The sequence below is a fragment of the Streptomyces sp. AHU1 genome (assembly GCF_045343905.1).
In the GTDB taxonomy this organism is placed as follows: domain Bacteria; phylum Actinomycetota; class Actinomycetes; order Streptomycetales; family Streptomycetaceae; genus Streptomyces; species Streptomyces triticiradicis.
In genome coordinates this window covers 4959792-4976264 of sequence record NZ_CP174283.1, presented here as the reverse complement: position 1 = coordinate 4976264, position 16473 = coordinate 4959792, and the positions used below count along the sequence as shown (strand labels likewise).

The following is a 16473-nucleotide window of genomic DNA, read 5'->3' as shown; positions in this document are numbered from 1 at the left end:
GGTCACTGCTCCTGGGGACGGGACTGGGGCGCCGGGTGGGGCTGCCGGGATGTCGGGGGGAAGTCTGCGGTATCGGTGGTGCCGACGGCGAGCGTCCGGTCGGGATTCAGCCGTACGACGATGTGGCGGCGCCACTGTTCGTCGTCCCGGTCGGCGTGGTCCTCGCGCCAGTGGCAGCCCCGCGTCTCCTCGCGCAGGAGGGCGGCGGCGACCAGGACGCGGGCCACGCACAGCAGGTTCGTGGCCTCCCAGGTGTCGACGCCGGGCTCGGAGGTCTTGCCGTTCTCGTCGAGGGCGTCCCGCGCGTCGGTGTGCAGCCGCTGGAGCTGCTCGGCCGCGGCCTGGAGGGAGTCGGCGGAGCGCAGCACACCGGCGCCGGCGGTCATGATCCGCTGGACCGCGAAGCGGGTCTCGGGGGCGAGCAGCGGGTGCGCGGGCGTCTCGGGGTGCGGGACGGGTTCGGGCACGCGCGCGTGCAGGCCGTCCTCGGCGTGGCGCTCCGCGATGTCGGCGGCGATGCGCTCGGCGTAGACGAGGCCTTCGAGCAGCGAGTTGGAGGCGAGCCGGTTGGCGCCGTGGACGCCCGTGCAGGCGACCTCGCCGCACGCGTACAGGCCGGGGACCGTGGTGCGGCCCCGGGCGTCGGTGCGGACGCCGCCGGAGGCGTAGTGGGCGGCCGGGGCGACCGGGACGGGCTCGGTCACCGGGTCGATGCCGTGGGCGCGGCAGGCGGCGAGGATCGTGGGGAAGCGGTTCTCCCACATCTCGGCGCCGAAGTGCCGGGCGTCGAGGAACATGTGCTCGGCGTCCTGCTCCAGCATGCGGCGCGTGATGCCCTTGGCGACGATGTCCCGGGGCGCCAGTTCGGCCAGCTCGTGCTGTCCCACCATGAAGCGCACGCCGTCCGCGTCGACCAGGTGGGCGCCCTCGCCGCGTACCGCCTCGGAGACCAGCGGCTGCTGGCCCTCCGCGTCGGCGCCGAGGAAGAGCACGGTCGGGTGGAACTGGACGAACTCGAGGTCGGAGACCTCGGCGCCCGCGCGCAGGGCGAGGGCCACGCCGTCGCCGGTGGACACGGACGGGTTGGTGGTCGCGGAGAAGACCTGGCCCATGCCGCCGGTCGCGAGGACCACGGCGGGGGCGTGGACGGCGCCCACGCCGTCGTGCTGGCCCTCTCCCATGACGTGCAGGGTCACGCCCGCGGTGCGGCCCTCGGCGTCCGTGAGGAGGTCCAGGACGAGCGCGTTCTCGACCGTGCGCAGGCCGCGCGCGCGGACCGCCTCGACGAGGGCCCGGGAGATCTCGGCACCGGTCGCGTCGCCGCCCGCGTGCGCGATGCGGCGGCGGTGGTGGCCGCCCTCGCGGGTGAGTTCGAGGTCGCCCTCGGAGGACTCGTCGAAGTGGGCGCCGGTCGCGATGAGCCGGCGCACCGCGTCGGGGCCCTCGGTGACGAGGGTGCGCACGGCCTCCTCGTCGCACAGGCCCACGCCCGCGACCAGGGTGTCGTCCAGGTGCTGCTCGGGGGTGTCGCCCTCGCCGAGTGCCGCGGCGACCCCGCCCTGGGCCCAGCGGGTGGAGCCGTCGTCCAGGCGGGCCTTGGTGACCACGATGGTCCGCAGCCCCGCGGCCTCGCAGCGCAGGGCCGCGGTGAGCCCGGCGACGCCGGAGCCCACGACCACGACGTCCGCGCTCAGGGCCCAGCCCGGGGCGGGCGCGTGCAGGCGTATGCCGGTGCCGTTGGTGGTGTCTGAACCTGTGCCTTTGCCGGTCACGAGGCGGCTCCGAAGGTGAGGGGAATGTTGTCGATCAGGCGGGTCGTCCCGACCCGGGCGGCGACGGCGAGGACCGCCTCGCCGGTGAAGTCGTCCGGGATCTCCGTGAAGTCGTCGGGGTCGACGAGAGCGAGGTAGTCCAGGACCAGCGGCGGACTGAGGCGGGCCGCCTCGTCGAGGACCAGCCGGGCCGCCGAGCGGACCCCGCCGGGCCAGCCGGGGACGGCCTTGGCGACGGCGTGCGCGTCGGCCGCGGCCCGCGACTCGCCTATGGCGCTGAGGGCCTCGGCGCGCTCGCGCGTGGCGGGCACCTCCAGGGCCCGCGCGCGCAGCGCCTCCTGGGCGGCGTGCCGGTCGCGGCCGGCGAACAGGGCCTGGGAGAGGGCGAGGGCGGTGCGCCGCTCCCCGGCCGAGAGGTAGCGGTTGCGGCTGGAGAGGGCGAGCCCGTCCTCCTCGCGCACGGTGGGGACGCCGAGGATCTCCACGCCGAAGTTCAGGTCGCGCGTCATGCGCTTGATCAGGGCCAGCTGCTGGGCGTCCTTCTGGCCGAACAGGGCCACGTCGGGCCGGGTCAGGTGCAGCAGCTTGGCGACGACGGTGAGCATGCCGTCGAAGTGACCGGGCCGCACGGAGCCTTCCAGGCGCTCGCCCATCGGTCCCGCGGAGATCCGGACCTGGGGCTCGCCGCCGGGGTAGACCTCGTCGACGGACGGCGCGAACACGACGTCCGCGCCCGACTGTTCGGCGATCTTCAGGTCGGCGTCGAGCGTGCGCGGGTAGCGGTCGAGGTCCTCGCCCTGCCCGAACTGGAGGGGGTTCACGAAGACGGTGACGACCACTTCGCCCGCGTCCCCCGCGATCTCGCGGGCGGTGCGGATCAAGGTGGCGTGCCCCTCGTGGAGGGCGCCCATGGTCATCACGACGGCTCTGCGGCCGGTCCGGGCCCGCGCGGACAGTTCACCGGCGGTGCGCAGCAGGGTGGTGGTCATCGGGCGTCTCCCTCGGTCCCCTGGGCCGCGTCCGTCCCGGCGGCGAGCACCCCCAGGAGGTCCTCGGCGAGTTCCGGCTTGAGCAGTCCGTGGGCGAGCGCGCGGTCGGCGGTCGCGCGGGCCATCGCCAGATAACCGGCGACGGTCTCCGGGGCGTGCTCGCGCAGTTCGGCGACGTGCGCGGCGACCGTGCCCGCGTCCCCGCGCGCGACGGGTCCGGTCAGGGCCGCGTCGCCCGACCTGAGCGCGTTGTCCAGGGCGGCGCCGAGGAGCGGGCCGAGCATCCGGTCGGGGGCCCCGACACCGGCGGTGCGCAGCAGGTCCATCGACTCGGCGACCAGGGTCACCAGGTGGTTGGCGCCGAGCGCGAGGGCCGCGTGGTAGAGCGGCCGGGACTCCTCGGCGATCCACTCGGGCTCGCCGCCCATCTCGATCACGAGAGCCTCGGCGGCCAGCCGCAGCTGTTCGGGGGCGGTGACCCCGAAGGAGCATCCGGCGAGCCGCTGGACGTCCACCGCGGTGCCCGTGAACGTCATCGCGGGGTGCAGGGCCAGCGGCAGCGCGCCCGCCCTGAGGGCCGGGTCGAGCACGCGTGCGCCGTACCGTCCGGAGGTGTGCACCAGCAGCTGTCCCGGACGGACGGCACCCGTCTCGGCGAGTCCCTCGACGAGCCCGGGGAGCGTGTCGTCGGGAACGGTCAGCAGCACGAGGTCGGCGCGCTCCAGGACCTCGGCCGGGGACACCAGCGGAACGCCGGGCAGGAGCTGCGCGGCACGCCGCCGGGAGGCGTCGGAGACGCCGGAGACGGCCACCGGGCGGTGTCCGGCGAGCTGGAGCGCGGAGGCGAGCGCGGGTCCGACGCGGCCGGCGCCGACGACGCCGACGGTCAGCCGCGCGGGGCGGTCCTTGGGCTCTGGCTGGGGATGTGTACTCACTCGACGGCGGCCTTCCGTTCCAGTCCGCTCGGGGTACCGGACGATTTCTCGTCATGTTAACGCGATTGGCCGGAGGGCAGTCCGGTCGTCCACAGGCTGTGGGTTTCCGCGGGCCGTCGAGGTGTCGTGCGCGACGGCCGCGCGGGCGGGATTTCCACAGGTCACCGGTGTGTGGAATTCGGGGTGCCCCGAAGGGGTGGGGCGGGACATGATCCTGGGATGAGCGATACGGCGGCACGGAGCGGTACGGAACCTGCGGAGCGGGACGGTACGGAACCCGCGGAGCGGGACGGGCGGGAGACGGCGGGGCTGTCTCACCAGGAACGGTTCGAGCGGCGCGCGGCCGCCTGGAAGGTGGCCGAGCGGGTGCTGTGGCGGCCCGGCTACCAGCTGACGCTCCGCGAGCGTCTGGAATGGCTGGGCGAGGGCGCCGGCGAGGTGTGCGACCTCGACGAACGGGTCGACATGTACGGCGGCGGCCTCGTCGAGACCCTGGAGGAGCGGGTCGCCGAGCTGCTGGGCACGGAGGCGGCGGTCTTCTTCCCGACCGGGACCATGGCCCAGCAGGTCGCGCTGCGCTGCTGGGCGGGCCGGACCGGGAACCCGACCGTGGCCCTGCACGCCCTCAGTCATCCCGAAGTCCATGAACGGCAGGCGTTCAGCCAGGTCAGCGGCCTGTGCCCGGTCCGTCTGACGGACGAGCCCCGGATGCCGACCGCCGAGGAGGTACGGGACTTCCCCGAGCCGTTCGGCGCGCTGCTGCTGGAACTGCCCCTCAGGGACGCCGGTTTCGTCCTGCCCACCTGGGAGGAGCTCACCGAGGTCGTGGAGGCGGCCCGGGAGCGCGACGCGGTGGTCCACGTCGACGGGGCCCGGCTGTGGGAGTGCGTCCCGCACTTCGGCCGCCCCCTGGCGGAGATCGCCGGCCTCGCGGACAGCGTGTACGTCTCGTTCTACAAGTCGCTCGGCGGTTTCGGCGGTGCCGCCGTCGCGGGGCCGAAGACACTCGTGGACGAGGCGAAGACCTGGCGGCACCGGTACGGCGGCATGATCATCCAGCAGTTCCCGACCGTCCTGTCGGCGCTGATCGGCCTGGAGCGGGAGCTGCCCCGGCTGCCGGAGTACGTCGCCCACGCGCGCGTGGTGGCCGGCGCCCTGCGCGAGGGCTTCGCGGAGGCCGGTCTCCCCTGGGCCCGCGTCTTCCCGGAGGAGCCGCACACCCACCAGTTCCAGGTCTGGCTGCCGTACGAGCCGGACGCCCTCGGGGACGCGGCGCTGCGGCACGTGGAGGAGACGGGGACGGGCCTGTTCGCCCAGGGCTGGAACCGGGGCGGCCCGGGACTGGCGTACACCGAGGTCACGGTGGCCGAACCGGGGCTGGAGTGGACGGCGGACGACGTGCGGGCGGCGGTCCGCACGTTCGTGGAACGGCTGCCGGACCGGATCACCCCCTAGTCCGGGGGCGCCGCGTCCGGGGGCACCGCGCGGCACGGAGGTGCGAGGCGCCTCGGGACCCGGCACGGTACGAGGACCGGGGCGGGGCGGCGGCGCGGTTCTCAGTGGACCGGCCGCCGGTGCCCGCCGCGCAGCCACCGGCCCAGGGCCCCGCGCAGACGCCCCGTGGCCGGACGCCCGGCCATCACGGCCCGGAACCGGCGGTAGTCGCGCAGCTCCCGCACGGTCTCCCGGTCGTGGCTGCCGGGCGCCGGGGGCGCGGCCTCACCGTGCTGCGCGGCCCGGTAGCCGTCCAGGAGGTACTGCTGGGTGATGCTCATGACCGATCCCCTCTCGGGACGGGGGCGGGGCCCGGCGGTTCCGCCCGAACCGCCCCGTTCGTCCCAGGCTGCGCCTGATCGCGGCGGCTGTCGCTCCGATTGACGGCCGCCGTCAATCGGCGACGGCCGCTGTCGGTGGCGGGGTGCACCATGGGGACATGAGCGTGCGCATCGACATCGGCGGGCTGCGGCCGGAGCGCGTCGCCGTCGTGCCGTCGCCGCTGGCCGAGCTGGGGATGGCGCTGCACGCGCTGGCGGAGCCGGGGCACCACCCCGGGCTGCAGGGCTGGGTGACGGGGGTGGCCGCCGGGCTCGACCCCCATCTCGCGGACCGGATGTGCGAGGCGGACTTCCTGTGGCGCACGACGTTCTCGGACCTGTTCCTCCCGTGCGCGGGCCTCCCGGGCGGGGCCTCGCTGCCGGGCGCGACGCTCGCCGAGGACCTGGACCTGCTGGACAAGCTCACGGACGAGCAGTTCGTGGACGCGGCCCTGGAGTTCACCTGCGCCCCGGCCTACGGCTCCGAGGGGCCGCACGCCCTCTCCGACCCCGAGGTGCGGCGGCGCGCCGTGGATCTGGCCGCCTCGCGGGGGCCGCAGCAGACGCGGTTCACCGAGCGGCTGCTGGTGGACCCGCCGGGCGTGCGGGCCTGGCTGCGGCAGTTCCTGGAGGACTGTGACGAGGCCTTCTTCGCCGAGACCTGGTCCCGGCTGCGCCACCCGCTCGCCGCGGAGGCCCGTCACAAGACGGATCTGCTCCGGCACAAGGGCCTGTCCGAGGCGCTGGCCTCCGTCTCCTCCGCCCTGTCCCTGGACGAGACGGCGCGGGTCATCACCGTCGACAAGCTGACCGAGGGGAGCACGACGGTCACGGCGGACGGCGGTCTGCTCCTGGTCCCCACCAGCCTCGGCCGTCCGCACCTGCTGGTGCTGCACCGGTACCGGTGGCAGCCGGTGCTGCAGTACCCCGTCAGTTCCCCCGAACTCGCCGCCCCGCTCTCCGTGGAGCAGCTCACCCTGCGGATGACCGCCCTGTCCCACCCGGTCCGGATGCGCATCTGCCGCCACCTGGCCCGCAGCGCGTACACCACCGGCGAGCTGGCGCAGGCGCACGGCATGACCGCGCCGGAGATATCCCGGCACCTGAGCGTGCTCAAGAAGGCGGGCCTGATCACCACGCGGCGCCGCGGCCGGTACGTGCTGCACCAGCTCGACGTCGGCGTGGTGGCCCGGCTGGGCAGCGACTTCCTGGAGGGGATCCTGCGCTGAGGCCCACGGCCGGCCCGGGCGGAAGCCCGTGAGCGGCTCGGACTGGGGGGTGGGTCGGACCGGGGGTGGATCGGGGCCGCGCCGGATCCCGGCTGCGGGTGCGTCGCGGCGAAAGCCTGGGGGCTCGGGCGGAAGCCCGTGGGCGGGTCAGTCGAAGCGGATGTGGCGCACGCTCGTCCGCGCCCGCCGCAGGCGTCCGCGCAGGGCGCCGTCGCGGTTCGGCGCGAGGGTCAGCCCCGCCAGGACCGCTATGCGGTCGGCGGTCCTGGCGACCGACGTCCCGTCGGTCCACAGGTGCTCGGCGAACTCCGGCTCGCGCAGTCGCTCCAGGCAGTGGTCGAGCCGCCCCACGGCCCAGCTCTCGCGCCGCAGCGGGGCGTCCTTCCCGGCGACCTGGCCGACGAGGTGTCCGAAGCCGCGTTCGCGCAGCCGCCGCAGGACGGTCTCGCGCTCGGCCAGCAGCGTGAAGTGCCGTACGTCGTGGCCCAGTTCGCGCAGCCGTCCGACCGTCTCCCCGAAGTGCCCGGGGTCCGTGACCGTCATGGGGGCGATGACCACGCCGTCCCGCGCGCCGAGCGCGAGGTCGAGCACCTCGACCACACCCTGCCGCCAGGACACCAAGTCCTGGAAATCGCCGCGCAGTTCGGGCGGGAGCATGCGGTGGAGGCCGAAACCGGCGTGTTCCGGATCGCAGATGACGCTGCCGGGCAGCCTGCGCTGGATCTCGTGTGCGGTCTGTGTCTTGCCGCCCCCGAAGGGCCCGTTGATCCACAGGAGCATGGGCAGACCCTAGTGCGCGCCGGTCACGTCCCGGTCACGTCTCCTCAGCCGAGTCCGCCCGCCCGGACGAGTCCCGTCTCGTAGGCGAGGACGACCACCTGGACGCGGTCACGCAGTCCCAGCTTGGTGAGGATGCGCCCGACGTGCGTCTTCACGGTGGCCTCCGAGAGGACGAGACGGGCCGCGATCTCCCCGTTGGACAGCCCCTGCGCGACGAGGATCATGACCTCGCGCTCGCGGTCGGTGAGCCGTTCGAGCCCCTTGTGCTGGGGCTCCTTGCCGGCGTTGGGCAGCAGCGGCGCGAACCGGTCGAGCAGCCGCCGGGTGGTGGACGGCGCGACCACGGCGTCGCCGCTGTGCACGGAGCGGATGGCGGCGAGCAGCTCGCCCGGGGGAACGTCCTTGAGCATGAATCCGGAGGCGCCCGCCTTCAGTCCGGAGAACGCGTACTCGTCGAGGTCGAAGGTGGTGAGGATCAGCACCTTCGGCGGGTTCGGTTCCGAGCAGATGCGGCGGGTGGTCTCCACCCCGTCGAGCTTCGGCATGCGCACGTCCATCAGGACCACGTCGACCTCGGTGGCGGCCAGCACCTGCAGGGCCTCGACGCCGTCGCCCGCCTCGGCCACGACCTCCATGTCCGGCTGGGCGGCGAGCACCATCCGGAAACCGGTGCGCAGCAGCACCTGGTCGTCGACGAGCATCACGCGGATCGCCATCGGGGGCCTTTCACTTCGTCAGGATCGTTCGGAGGGTCGAATGTGTACAGGTGTCAATGGGCCGCTTTGAGCGGCAGCAGGGCGCTGATGCGGAATCCCCCGCCGGGCCGCGGCCCGGCGTCCAGGGTGCCGCCGACCATGCCGACGCGCTCCCGCATGCCGATCAGGCCGTGCCCCTGCCCGTCGGCGCCGCCCTCCTCGTACAGCTCGTGGGGCGCGCCCTTGCCGTCGTCCTCGACGAGCAGGCCGAGACCGTCGTCGAAGTAGACCAGACGGACACTGGCGCCCGCGTTCGGGCCTCCGTGCTTGCGGGTGTTGGTGAGCGCCTCCTGGACGATGCGGTACGCCGTGAGTTCGACGCCGCTGGGCAGGGGGCGCGGGGTGCCCTCGACCTTGAAGTCGACGGGCAGGCCCGAGGTGCGGCACTGCTCGATGAGGTCGTCGAGCTGCTCCACGTCGGGCTGCGGCACGTACTCGCCGACCTCCTGGTGCTCGCCGGTGCGCAGGACGCCGAGCAGCCGGCGCATCTCGGCGAGGGCCTGCCTGCCGGTCCCGGAGATGGTCTCCAGCGCTTTCTTGGCCTGGTCCGGGGCGGTGTCCATGACGTACGCGGCGCCGTCGGCCTGAACCACCATGACCGAGACGTTGTGCGCGACGACGTCGTGCAGCTCGCGCGCGATCCGGGCCCGCTCGGCGGCGACCGCGACCTTGGCCTGCGCCTCGCGCTCCTTCTCCAGCCGGGCGGCCCGCTCCTCCAGCTGTGCGAGGTAGGCGCGACGGGTGCGGATCGAGTCGCCGAGCACCCAGGCGAGCGCGAACGGGACGGTCTGGAAGATCGCTATGAAGACGCTGCCGGCTCCGCTGGTCTCGGTCGTGGGCCAGCGCAGCTGCGAGAGCGTGCCCGCGCACAGGCCGCCGATCAGGGCGAGCCGGGAGGCCCAGCGGGCTCCGTTCGCGGCGACCGTGTAGATGATCACCAGCATGGCGAAGTCCTCGGGCGCCGACGGGACGTCCAGGACGAGCTGTGCGAGGCCGGCCGCCACGGCCAGGAGCAGCATCTTCTCGGGCATGCGGCGGCGCAGCGCGACGACCGCGCTCAGCGCGACGGCGATCGGGAGCGCCGTGGAGACCGACGGCGGTCCCTTCGCGGCGCCGTTGACATTGCTGATGCTCACCCAGGAGATCCCGAGCAGGGCGACGGCCCAGAAGCTGTCGACCCATGTCGGGTACCTGCGGAGAAAGTCGTAGAGGCGCTGCACGTAACCCAGAGTATGGAGGCGCGCGGTGTGCCGGGGTCAACCGGAGGACCGATCCGGCGCCACCCGTCGTACTCCCCAAGGTGGAGGCCTCCCGCTCCGGGACGCTTAGCCTGGCCCCGTGGAACGTGCGGCGGCGGACGGATGGCGCGGGTGGCGCGAGGCGACGGAGGAGGCGCTGTACGGCCCCTCCGGCTTCTACCGAAGGCCCGAGGGACCGGCCGGGCACTTCCGGACCTCGGTGCACGCGTCCCCGCTGTTCGCGGGCGCCGTGGCGCGGCTGCTGTGCCGTCTCGACGCGGCGCTGGGCCACCCGGATCCGCTGGCCTTCGTCGACATGGCGGCCGGCCGCGGCGAGCTGGTGACCGGCGTCCTCGCCGCCCTGCCCGCCGACGTCGCCGGCCGCGTGCGCGCGTACGCCGTCGAGCGGGCGGACCGGCCGGCCGGCCTCGACCGGCGGATCTCGTGGCTCTCCGAGCCGCCTCGGGGGGTCACCGGGCTGCTGTTCGCCAACGAGTGGCTGGACAACGTGCCCGTGGACGTGGCCGAGGTCGGCGCGGACGGAGTGCCGCGGCGGGTCCTCGTCCGCGCCGACGGGACCGAACGCCTCGGGGAGCCGGTCACCGGGGAGGACGCCCGGTGGCTCCGGAACTGGTGGTGGCCACCGACCAACACCCGGCCCACCCCGGAAAGCCGACCGGACCCCATGCCGGGAGGGCTGCCGGACCCCACCCCGGGAAGGCTCCCGGACCTCGCGCCCGGAGGGCTGCCGGATCCCATGCCGCAAGACCGGCCTGGCCCCGCGCCGGAAGACCGACCTGGCCCCACCCCGGGAAGGCTCCCGGACCCCGCGCCCGGAGGGCTGCCGGATCCCATGCCGCAAGACCGGCCTGGCCCCGCGCCGGAAGACCGACCTGACCCCACCCCGGAAAGGCTCCCGGACCCCACGCCAGGAGAACTGCCGGACCCCACGCCGGAAGACCGACCTGACCCCATGCCCGGAGGGCTGCCGGACCCCATGCCGGAAAGCCAGCCTGACCCCATGCCGGGAGGGCTGCTGGACCCCACGCCGGAAGGGCGGCGCGGTCCCGCCGCGGGTGGCCTGTCCGAGCGCGTGTCCATACAAGAAGCGCCCCGTCCCGCGGGGGCGGACCTGTCGTCCGGGGCGCCCCTCGCGCCGGCCGAGGGCGCACGCGCCGAGATCGGGCTCCCCCGGGACCTCGCCTGGGCCTCCGCCGTGTCCGCGCTCGACCGGGGTCTCGCCGTCGCCGTCGACTACGCGCACTTCGCGGGCGGACGGCCGCCCTTCGGGACGCTCACGGGTTTCCGGGAGGGCCGCGAGACGGCGCCGGTGCCGGACGGCTCGTGCGACATCACCGCGCACGTGGCGCTCGACGCGTGCGCGCTGCCCGGGGGCCGCGTGGTGACCCAGCGCGCGGCGCTGCGCGCGCTGGGCGTGAGCGGCGCCCGCCCCCCGCTCGCCCTGGCGTCGACGGACCCCGCCGCCTATGTGCGCGCCCTCGCGGGCGCGGGCCAGGCCGCGGAACTCACCGCGCCGGGCGGGCTGGGCGACTTCGGCTGGCTGCTCCAGCCCGTCGGCTTCCCCGATGTCGGTGCCGGCGCCAGCACCGACGCCGTCCTGCGCGACGCGCTACTTGTCGATGTCCCCGACCACGAAGAACAGTGACCCCAGGATCGCCACCATGTCGGCGACCAGCGTCCCGGGCAGCAGTTCGGTGAGCGCCTGGATGTTGTTGAAGGAGGCGGACCGCAGCTTCAGCCGGTACGGGGTCTTCTCGCCCTTGCTGACGAGGTAGTAGCCGTTGATGCCGAGGGGGTTCTCGGTCCAGGCGTACGTGTGCCCCTCGGGCGCCTTCAGGACCTTCGGCAGGCGCTGGTTGACCGGGCCGGGCGGCAGCTCGGCCAGCCGGTCGAGGCAGGCGTCCGCGAGGTCCAGGGAGTTGTGCGTCTGCTCCAGGAGACACTCGAAGCGGGCCAGGCAGTCGCCCTCCTCGCGCGTGACGACCTTCAGGGCGTCCTGGAGCTCCCCGTAGGCGAGGTAGGGCTCGTCGCGCCGCAGGTCGAAGTCGACGCCGGAGGCCCGCGCGATGGGGCCGCTCACGCCGTACGCGTGCACGGCCTCCGCGGTGAGGACGCCCACCCCGCGCGTACGGCCCCGGAAGATCTCGTTGCCGAGCACCAGGTCGTCGTACACGCCCATCCGCGAGCGCAGGGCGGCGACGCAGGCACGCGCGCGTGTGGCCCATCCGGCCGGGAGGTCCTCCTTGAGGCCGCCGACGCGGTTGAACATGTAGTGCATGCGCCCGCCGGAGATCTCCTCCATGACGTGCTGGAGTTCCTCGCGCTCGGTGAAGGCGTGGAAGATCGGGGTGATCCCGCCCAGCTCCAGGGGGTAGGAGCCGAGGAACATCAGGTGGTTGAGGACCCGGTTGAGCTCCGCGAGCAGCGTGCGCGTCCACACCGCGCGCGCGGGGACCTCCATCCCGAGCATCCGCTCCACGGCGAGGACGACGCCCAGCTCGTTCGAGAAGGCCGACAGCCAGTCGTGGCGGTTGGCGAGCATGATGATCTGGCGGTAGTCGCGCGCCTCGAAGAGCTTCTCGGCGCCGCGGTGCATGTAGCCGATGACCGGCTCCGCGTGCTGGATCCGCTCGCCGTCGAGTACGAGCCGCAGTCGCAGCACGCCATGGGTCGAGGGGTGCTGGGGTCCGATGTTGAGCACCATGTCGGTGCTCTCGGCGGCGCCGCCGATGCCGACCACGGTCTCCGTCGTGGGAGTCATGGCCACAGTCTCTCGTACGTACGCTTGCTCCATGGAGACGGGGAGCGCGCGGACCGGGGAGAGCGCGCCGGGGGAGCCGGTCTGGACCGGACTGCCTCCGGGGCTGCTGCACATGCGGCGACTGCTGCTGGTGGTGTGGCTGGGAATCCTGACGATCGCCTCCGGGGTGCTCCTCGCCCTGTTCGCCGGTCCGGGCTGGGCGGCCTTCGCCCTGCTGCCGCTCGCCCTCGCCGCGTGGGGCTGGCACCTTCTGGACCGCAACTGGCGCTCCTGGCGGTACGCGGAACGCGCGGACGACCTGCTGATCAGCCGGGGCGTGCTGTGGCGTGAGGAGACCGTGGTCCCGTACGGGCGCATGCAGCTCGTCGAGGTGACCTCCGGGCCGCTGGAACGTCGCTTCGGGCTCGCCAGTGTGCAGCTCCACACGGCCGCCGCGGCCACCGACGCGTGCATCCCGGGTCTCGACCCGGCCGAGGCCGAGCGGCTGCGGGACCGGCTGACCGAACTGGGCGAGGCCCGATCGGCGGGGCTGTGAGCACGGCCGCCCCGGACCCCTCGGGGCACCCGTCCGCCGCGCCCGGCGGCCTTCCCGGCGCGACGGGCGCCCCGGGCGGCGAGGGCTCCGTACTGGACGGCGAGGGCTCCGCACCGGACGGAAAGCAGCCGTCCGAGCGGCGGTTGCACCCGGTGACCCCGCTGCGGCGCGCCTGGGCGCCGGTCGCCGTGCTGGCCGGCTGGGCCGTCCACGACCCGGGCCAGGCGCAGGAGCAGTTGGCCGGACTCACGACGACCGCGCTGCTCCTCGGACTCGCCGTGATCGTCCCGGGTGCCGCCCTCTACGGCTTTCTGAGCTGGTGGTTCACCCACTTCGCGGTGACCGACACCGAACTGCGCATCCGCACCGGCCTGTTGTTCCGCCGCACCGCGCACATCCGGCTCGAACGGCTCCAGGCCGTCGACGTCACCCAGCCGCTGCTGGCCCGCGTGGCGGGCGTCGCCAAGCTCAAGCTCGACGTCGTCGGGACGGACGAGAAGGACGAGCTGGCCTACCTGGGCGAGGGCGAGGCCCGGCGGCTGCGCGCCGAACTCCTCGCCCGGGCGGCCGGGTTCGCGCCCGAGTCCGCCGGCGAGGTCGGCGAGGCGCCGGTCCGCCGGCTGCTGCACGTCCCGCCCGGCGTCCTCGCCGCCTCCCTGCTGCTCACCGGTGCCACCTGGGCCTCCCTGGCCGCCGCGCTCGTCGTCCCCACGCTGCTGTGGTTCGCCACGCACAGCGTCTGGACGGTCCTCGCGACCGGACTGCCCCTGCTCGGCGCGGCGGGCGCGAGCAGCGTCGGGCGCTTCGTCGGCGAGTACGACTGGACGGTGGGCGAGTCGCCCGACGGCCTGCGCATCGATCACGGGCTCCTGGACCGCGCGCACGAGACGGTGCCGCCCGGCCGCGTGCAGACCGTACGGATCGTCGAACCCCTGCTGTGGCGCGGCAGATGGGTGCGCGTCGAGCTGGACGTGGCCGGGTCGTCGAACTCGGTCCTCGTGCCCGTCGCCCCGCCCGAGGTGGCGCACGCCGTGATCGCCGCGGTGCTGCCCGGCGTGACCGTTCCCGCGTCCCTGGACCGCCCGCCGCGGCGGGCCGGCTGGTGCGTGCCGCTCTGGTGGCGCGGGTACGGGCTCGCCGTCACCGGCACCGTCTTCGCCGTGCGCCGCGGGCTGCTGCGACGCCGCCTCTTCCTCGTCCCGCACGCGAAAGCGCAGAGCGTCCGGCTGGCCCAGGGGCCCTGGGAGCGCCGCAAGGGGCTGGCCGACGTCCACGTCGACACCGGGGCCGGCAGAACGGTGACGGCGCGGCTGCGGGACGTCACGGAGGCGGCGGACCTTCTCCGCACGCAGGCGGACCGCTCCCGCACGGGACGGCGGGAGGCCCCACCGGACCGCTGGATGGCCTGAACCACGATGGACCGGGAATCCACGCCGAGCGGTTCCGGGAGGACGCCCGGGACGTTCCGCCCGGGAAGCCGGGGCGGGAGGTGTGAGGCTTCCCGGTCGAGGAGCCTCCCGGTCGAGGGCCTCCGACGAACGAACCGAGGGCAGTGGCGGGGTGCCACTGCCCTCGGTTCGTCACGCCCGTCCGGCGGGCGCGCGGTTCAGGAAGCCGCGCTCCGCAGCCCCGTCATGTCGATGTGCTCGGTCTCGTCGTGCTCGGTCAGGTCGATGACCTGACGGTCGGCGCCGTCCGGGGTCTCGCCCCCGGACTCGGCCTCGTGCGCGGCGAGCGCCTCCTGGCCGACCACGTCGGCGAGGTCCTCGTTCTGCACGGCCTCCATCGCGGCGTCGTCGGCCGCCTCCTTCTGCGTACCGAAGAAGTCGAAGCCTCCCTCGGCCGAGGGACGCCGCACCGGCGCGGTGTGCGGGACGACGGCCACCGCCGTCGGCACGGTGAAGTGACCGGAGCGCTGGGCGGGCTTGGCGGGGGGAAGCGCCGCCCGCGCCGGCGGCGCCGCCACCGCCCGGCGGGACGTCTCGGGCGCGGCGGGCGACGGCTCGGCCTCGGCGACCGCGCGCTCGTGCTCGCGGGCCGCCTCGGGCTTCCCCTGCGCCCCACCCGCCTCCGCGGCGGAGTCCGAGGACGGACCCGTCCCGGCGGCCGGAGCGCCCTTCGTGGCGGCCTCGCCGTTCGCGGCCGCGTCCCGCTCGGCCGCCAGGTCCCTCGCCGCGACCAGTTCCTTCGTGGCGGCCGCGCCCTTCTGCATCGCCGCGCGCTTCTTGGCCGCCGCGTCCCGCCTGACGGCCGCGTCCAGCGCGGACTCGCCGCGAGGGGGCACGTCGTTCGGGGACAGGGACCTGGACCTCGCCGAACCGGTGGCGGGGGCCTGGACGGGGTCGGCGTCGGGGGCGGCGGCCGGAACGGCGTCGTCGGGGTCGGGGTCCGCGTCGTGGTCCGCGTCCGGCAGCGCCAGGGCCACGGACGTCGAGGCCGTCCGGGCCTCGGTGCCCTCCGGCTGTCCGGCGGCGCCCGTCGTACGGCTCAGCGCCGCTCCGGCCCGCAGGAAGAGCGACGAGCCGGCCGGGGAGAAGACCTCGGAGGATTCGCCGGTCCCGGCGTCGGCCTCCGCCTTCGCGTCTTCGTCCTCGTCGTCCTCGTCGTCCGAGGAAGAGGAAGCCGTGTCGTCGTCCCCGTCCGGGAAGGCGTCGTCGTCGGGCGCCATGAAGGCCTCGATGGCGTCCGTCCCGCTGCCGGACACGGACTCCGCCGTCTCCTCGTGCGTCCCGGACCCGTCCGGTCCCCCGGACGTCTCGGCCGTCCCGGGCATGTCCGGCGAGTCCACCGCGCCGGAGGGGTCCGTGGTGTCCGTGCTGTCCGAAGAGCCCGGCGTGCCGGAGGATTCGTCGTGGGAGTCGTGGTTCTCCAGCTCGTCCGGAGCCGTCCGCGCGGCTGGCAGGGCACGGGCCGGTACCGAAGCCTCTATGGCGAGCTGCCGGCGCCCCTCCAGGGCGGTGGCCCGCTCCGTCTCCGCCGTGGCGTACCGCCGCAGCAGCGCCGCGTGCTCGTTGCGCAGGCCCGCCAGCTCGGTGCGCTTGGCGCGCAGCTTCTGCTCCAGCTTGACGCGCAGTTCGCGCGACTCCTCGAGGTCCGTCTCCAGTTCGGCGACGCGCTCCTCGTGACGCCACTCGTCGCTCGCCCGCGCGCGCGTGAGGTCGGCTACGCGTTTGCCCGCCGCGCTGTCCCAGCGGCGCAGGACGACCGCGCTGACGACCGCCGTCGCCGCGGCGCCCGCAGCCAGGACACGGAGCGCGAACGCGTCCGTGAACAGCCAGGGTCCTATGGCGAAAACGAGCGACACGCCGGCGATCGCCGAAGAAGGCAGCACCCTGTGCAGGGGCGGGGAATGGCGGTGGCGTCCACGTGGCATGGCCAGAAACTTACCGCGCGTAGGCGAATCTTGGTGCCCCGCACGGTAAAAACACAGTCTCCCCGGAGGCTTTGTCCTGTACCAGCCGTCCGCAAGACACACCGCTTGTCCCACAAAGACCGCCACGCCCCCCGATCCCACCGGCTCCCCGGTCAATTCCGACGGCTCCGGAAGGTCTCCCGAATCGTAATCACCGGGACCCGGCATTCCCCCGCGGGGCGGCATTTCCCCGTGCCGGACAACCCAATTCGTCCGCCCGGCACCGCACCGG

At 74.4% G+C, this 16473-nt stretch carries 13 protein-coding genes and 2 pseudogenes; 6 read left to right on the top strand and 9 right to left on the bottom strand.

The window, feature by feature from the left end:
* Nucleotides 1–2: 2 nt before the first annotated feature.
* From ACICHK_RS22215 to ACICHK_RS22205, 3 genes are read right to left on the bottom strand one after another with little or no spacing between them, the layout of a single operon-like run.
* Nucleotides 3–1772, bottom strand: coding sequence for an L-aspartate oxidase (locus ACICHK_RS22215; RefSeq protein ID WP_406838265.1), 1770 nt, complete (start codon nt 1770–1772; stop codon nt 3–5).
* A complete protein-coding gene (gene panC / locus ACICHK_RS22210; protein WP_151474319.1) occupies nt 1769–2761 on the bottom strand; it encodes a pantoate--beta-alanine ligase in 993 nt (330 codons plus the stop codon). Before panC ends, ACICHK_RS22215 begins: the two co-directional genes overlap by 4 nt.
* Nucleotides 2758–3696 (bottom strand): Rossmann-like and DUF2520 domain-containing protein, encoded by a 939-nt coding sequence (locus tag ACICHK_RS22205; RefSeq protein WP_151474320.1) that lies wholly within the window; start codon nt 3694–3696, stop codon nt 2758–2760. Before ACICHK_RS22205 ends, panC begins: the two co-directional genes overlap by 4 nt.
* Before the next feature lie 219 nt (nt 3697–3915).
* On the opposite strand from ACICHK_RS22205, the gene ACICHK_RS22200 reads away from it, so the two are divergent.
* Nucleotides 3916–5151, top strand: coding sequence for a threonine aldolase family protein (locus ACICHK_RS22200; RefSeq protein WP_406838264.1), 1236 nt, complete (start codon nt 3916–3918; stop codon nt 5149–5151).
* 101 nt (nt 5152–5252) lie between these two features.
* Here ACICHK_RS22200 and ACICHK_RS22195 read toward each other — a convergent pair whose 3' ends face one another.
* Nucleotides 5253–5471 (bottom strand): hypothetical protein, encoded by a 219-nt coding sequence (locus tag ACICHK_RS22195; protein WP_151474322.1) that lies wholly within the window; start codon nt 5469–5471, stop codon nt 5253–5255.
* Between the two features lie 158 nt (nt 5472–5629).
* Here ACICHK_RS22195 and ACICHK_RS22190 point away from each other — a divergent pair, with 158 nt between their 5' ends.
* On the top strand, nt 5630–6739 hold the full coding sequence (locus ACICHK_RS22190) for a DUF5937 family protein (RefSeq protein WP_406838263.1): 1110 nt from the start codon (nt 5630–5632) through the stop codon (nt 6737–6739).
* Between the two features lie 147 nt (nt 6740–6886).
* On the opposite strand, the gene ACICHK_RS22185 is transcribed toward ACICHK_RS22190, so the two are convergent.
* Genes ACICHK_RS22185 through ACICHK_RS22175 form a run of 3 tightly spaced genes read right to left on the bottom strand, consistent with a single transcriptional unit; the run spans nt 6887 to nt 9494 of the window.
* Nucleotides 6887–7519, bottom strand: coding sequence for an AAA family ATPase (locus ACICHK_RS22185; protein ID WP_406838262.1), 633 nt, complete (start codon nt 7517–7519; stop codon nt 6887–6889).
* A 44-nt stretch (nt 7520–7563) separates the two neighbouring features.
* Nucleotides 7564–8235: a response regulator transcription factor gene (locus ACICHK_RS22180; RefSeq protein WP_151474325.1), complete on the bottom strand. Its 672-nt coding sequence runs from the start codon at nt 8233–8235 to the stop codon at nt 7564–7566.
* Between the two features lie 53 nt (nt 8236–8288).
* Nucleotides 8289–9494, bottom strand: a complete 1206-nt coding sequence (locus tag ACICHK_RS22175; protein ID WP_406838261.1) for a sensor histidine kinase — start codon at nt 9492–9494, stop codon at nt 8289–8291.
* 118 nt (nt 9495–9612) lie between these two features.
* Here ACICHK_RS22175 and ACICHK_RS22170 point away from each other — a divergent pair.
* Nucleotides 9613–10149: pseudogene (locus tag ACICHK_RS22170) on the top strand (SAM-dependent methyltransferase); the annotation flags it as partial.
* Nucleotides 10150–10635: 486 nt separating this feature from the next.
* A pseudogene (locus ACICHK_RS22165) lies at nt 10636–11178 on the top strand (hypothetical protein); the annotation flags it as partial.
* Here the strand turns inward: ACICHK_RS22165 and ACICHK_RS22160 are convergent.
* Nucleotides 11143–12300, bottom strand: a complete 1158-nt coding sequence (locus ACICHK_RS22160; RefSeq protein WP_406838260.1) for an NADH-quinone oxidoreductase subunit D — start codon at nt 12298–12300, stop codon at nt 11143–11145. The pseudogene ACICHK_RS22165 and the gene ACICHK_RS22160 sit on opposite strands and share 36 nt — an antisense overlap.
* 25 nt (nt 12301–12325) lie before the next feature.
* Between ACICHK_RS22160 and ACICHK_RS22155 the strand changes: the two genes are divergently transcribed.
* Both ACICHK_RS22155 and ACICHK_RS22150 read left to right on the top strand, forming a co-directional pair.
* Nucleotides 12326–12829 (top strand): PH domain-containing protein, encoded by a 504-nt coding sequence (locus tag ACICHK_RS22155; protein ID WP_151474328.1) that lies wholly within the window; start codon nt 12326–12328, stop codon nt 12827–12829.
* Between the two features lie 92 nt (nt 12830–12921).
* Nucleotides 12922–14238: a PH domain-containing protein gene (locus ACICHK_RS22150; protein WP_406841286.1), complete on the top strand. Its 1317-nt coding sequence runs from the start codon at nt 12922–12924 to the stop codon at nt 14236–14238.
* 197 nt (nt 14239–14435) lie between these two features.
* On the opposite strand, the gene ACICHK_RS22145 is transcribed toward ACICHK_RS22150, so the two are convergent.
* A complete protein-coding gene (locus tag ACICHK_RS22145) occupies nt 14436–16202 on the bottom strand; it encodes a hypothetical protein (RefSeq protein ID WP_406838259.1) in 1767 nt (588 codons plus the stop codon).
* Nucleotides 16203–16473 lie beyond the last annotated feature (271 nt).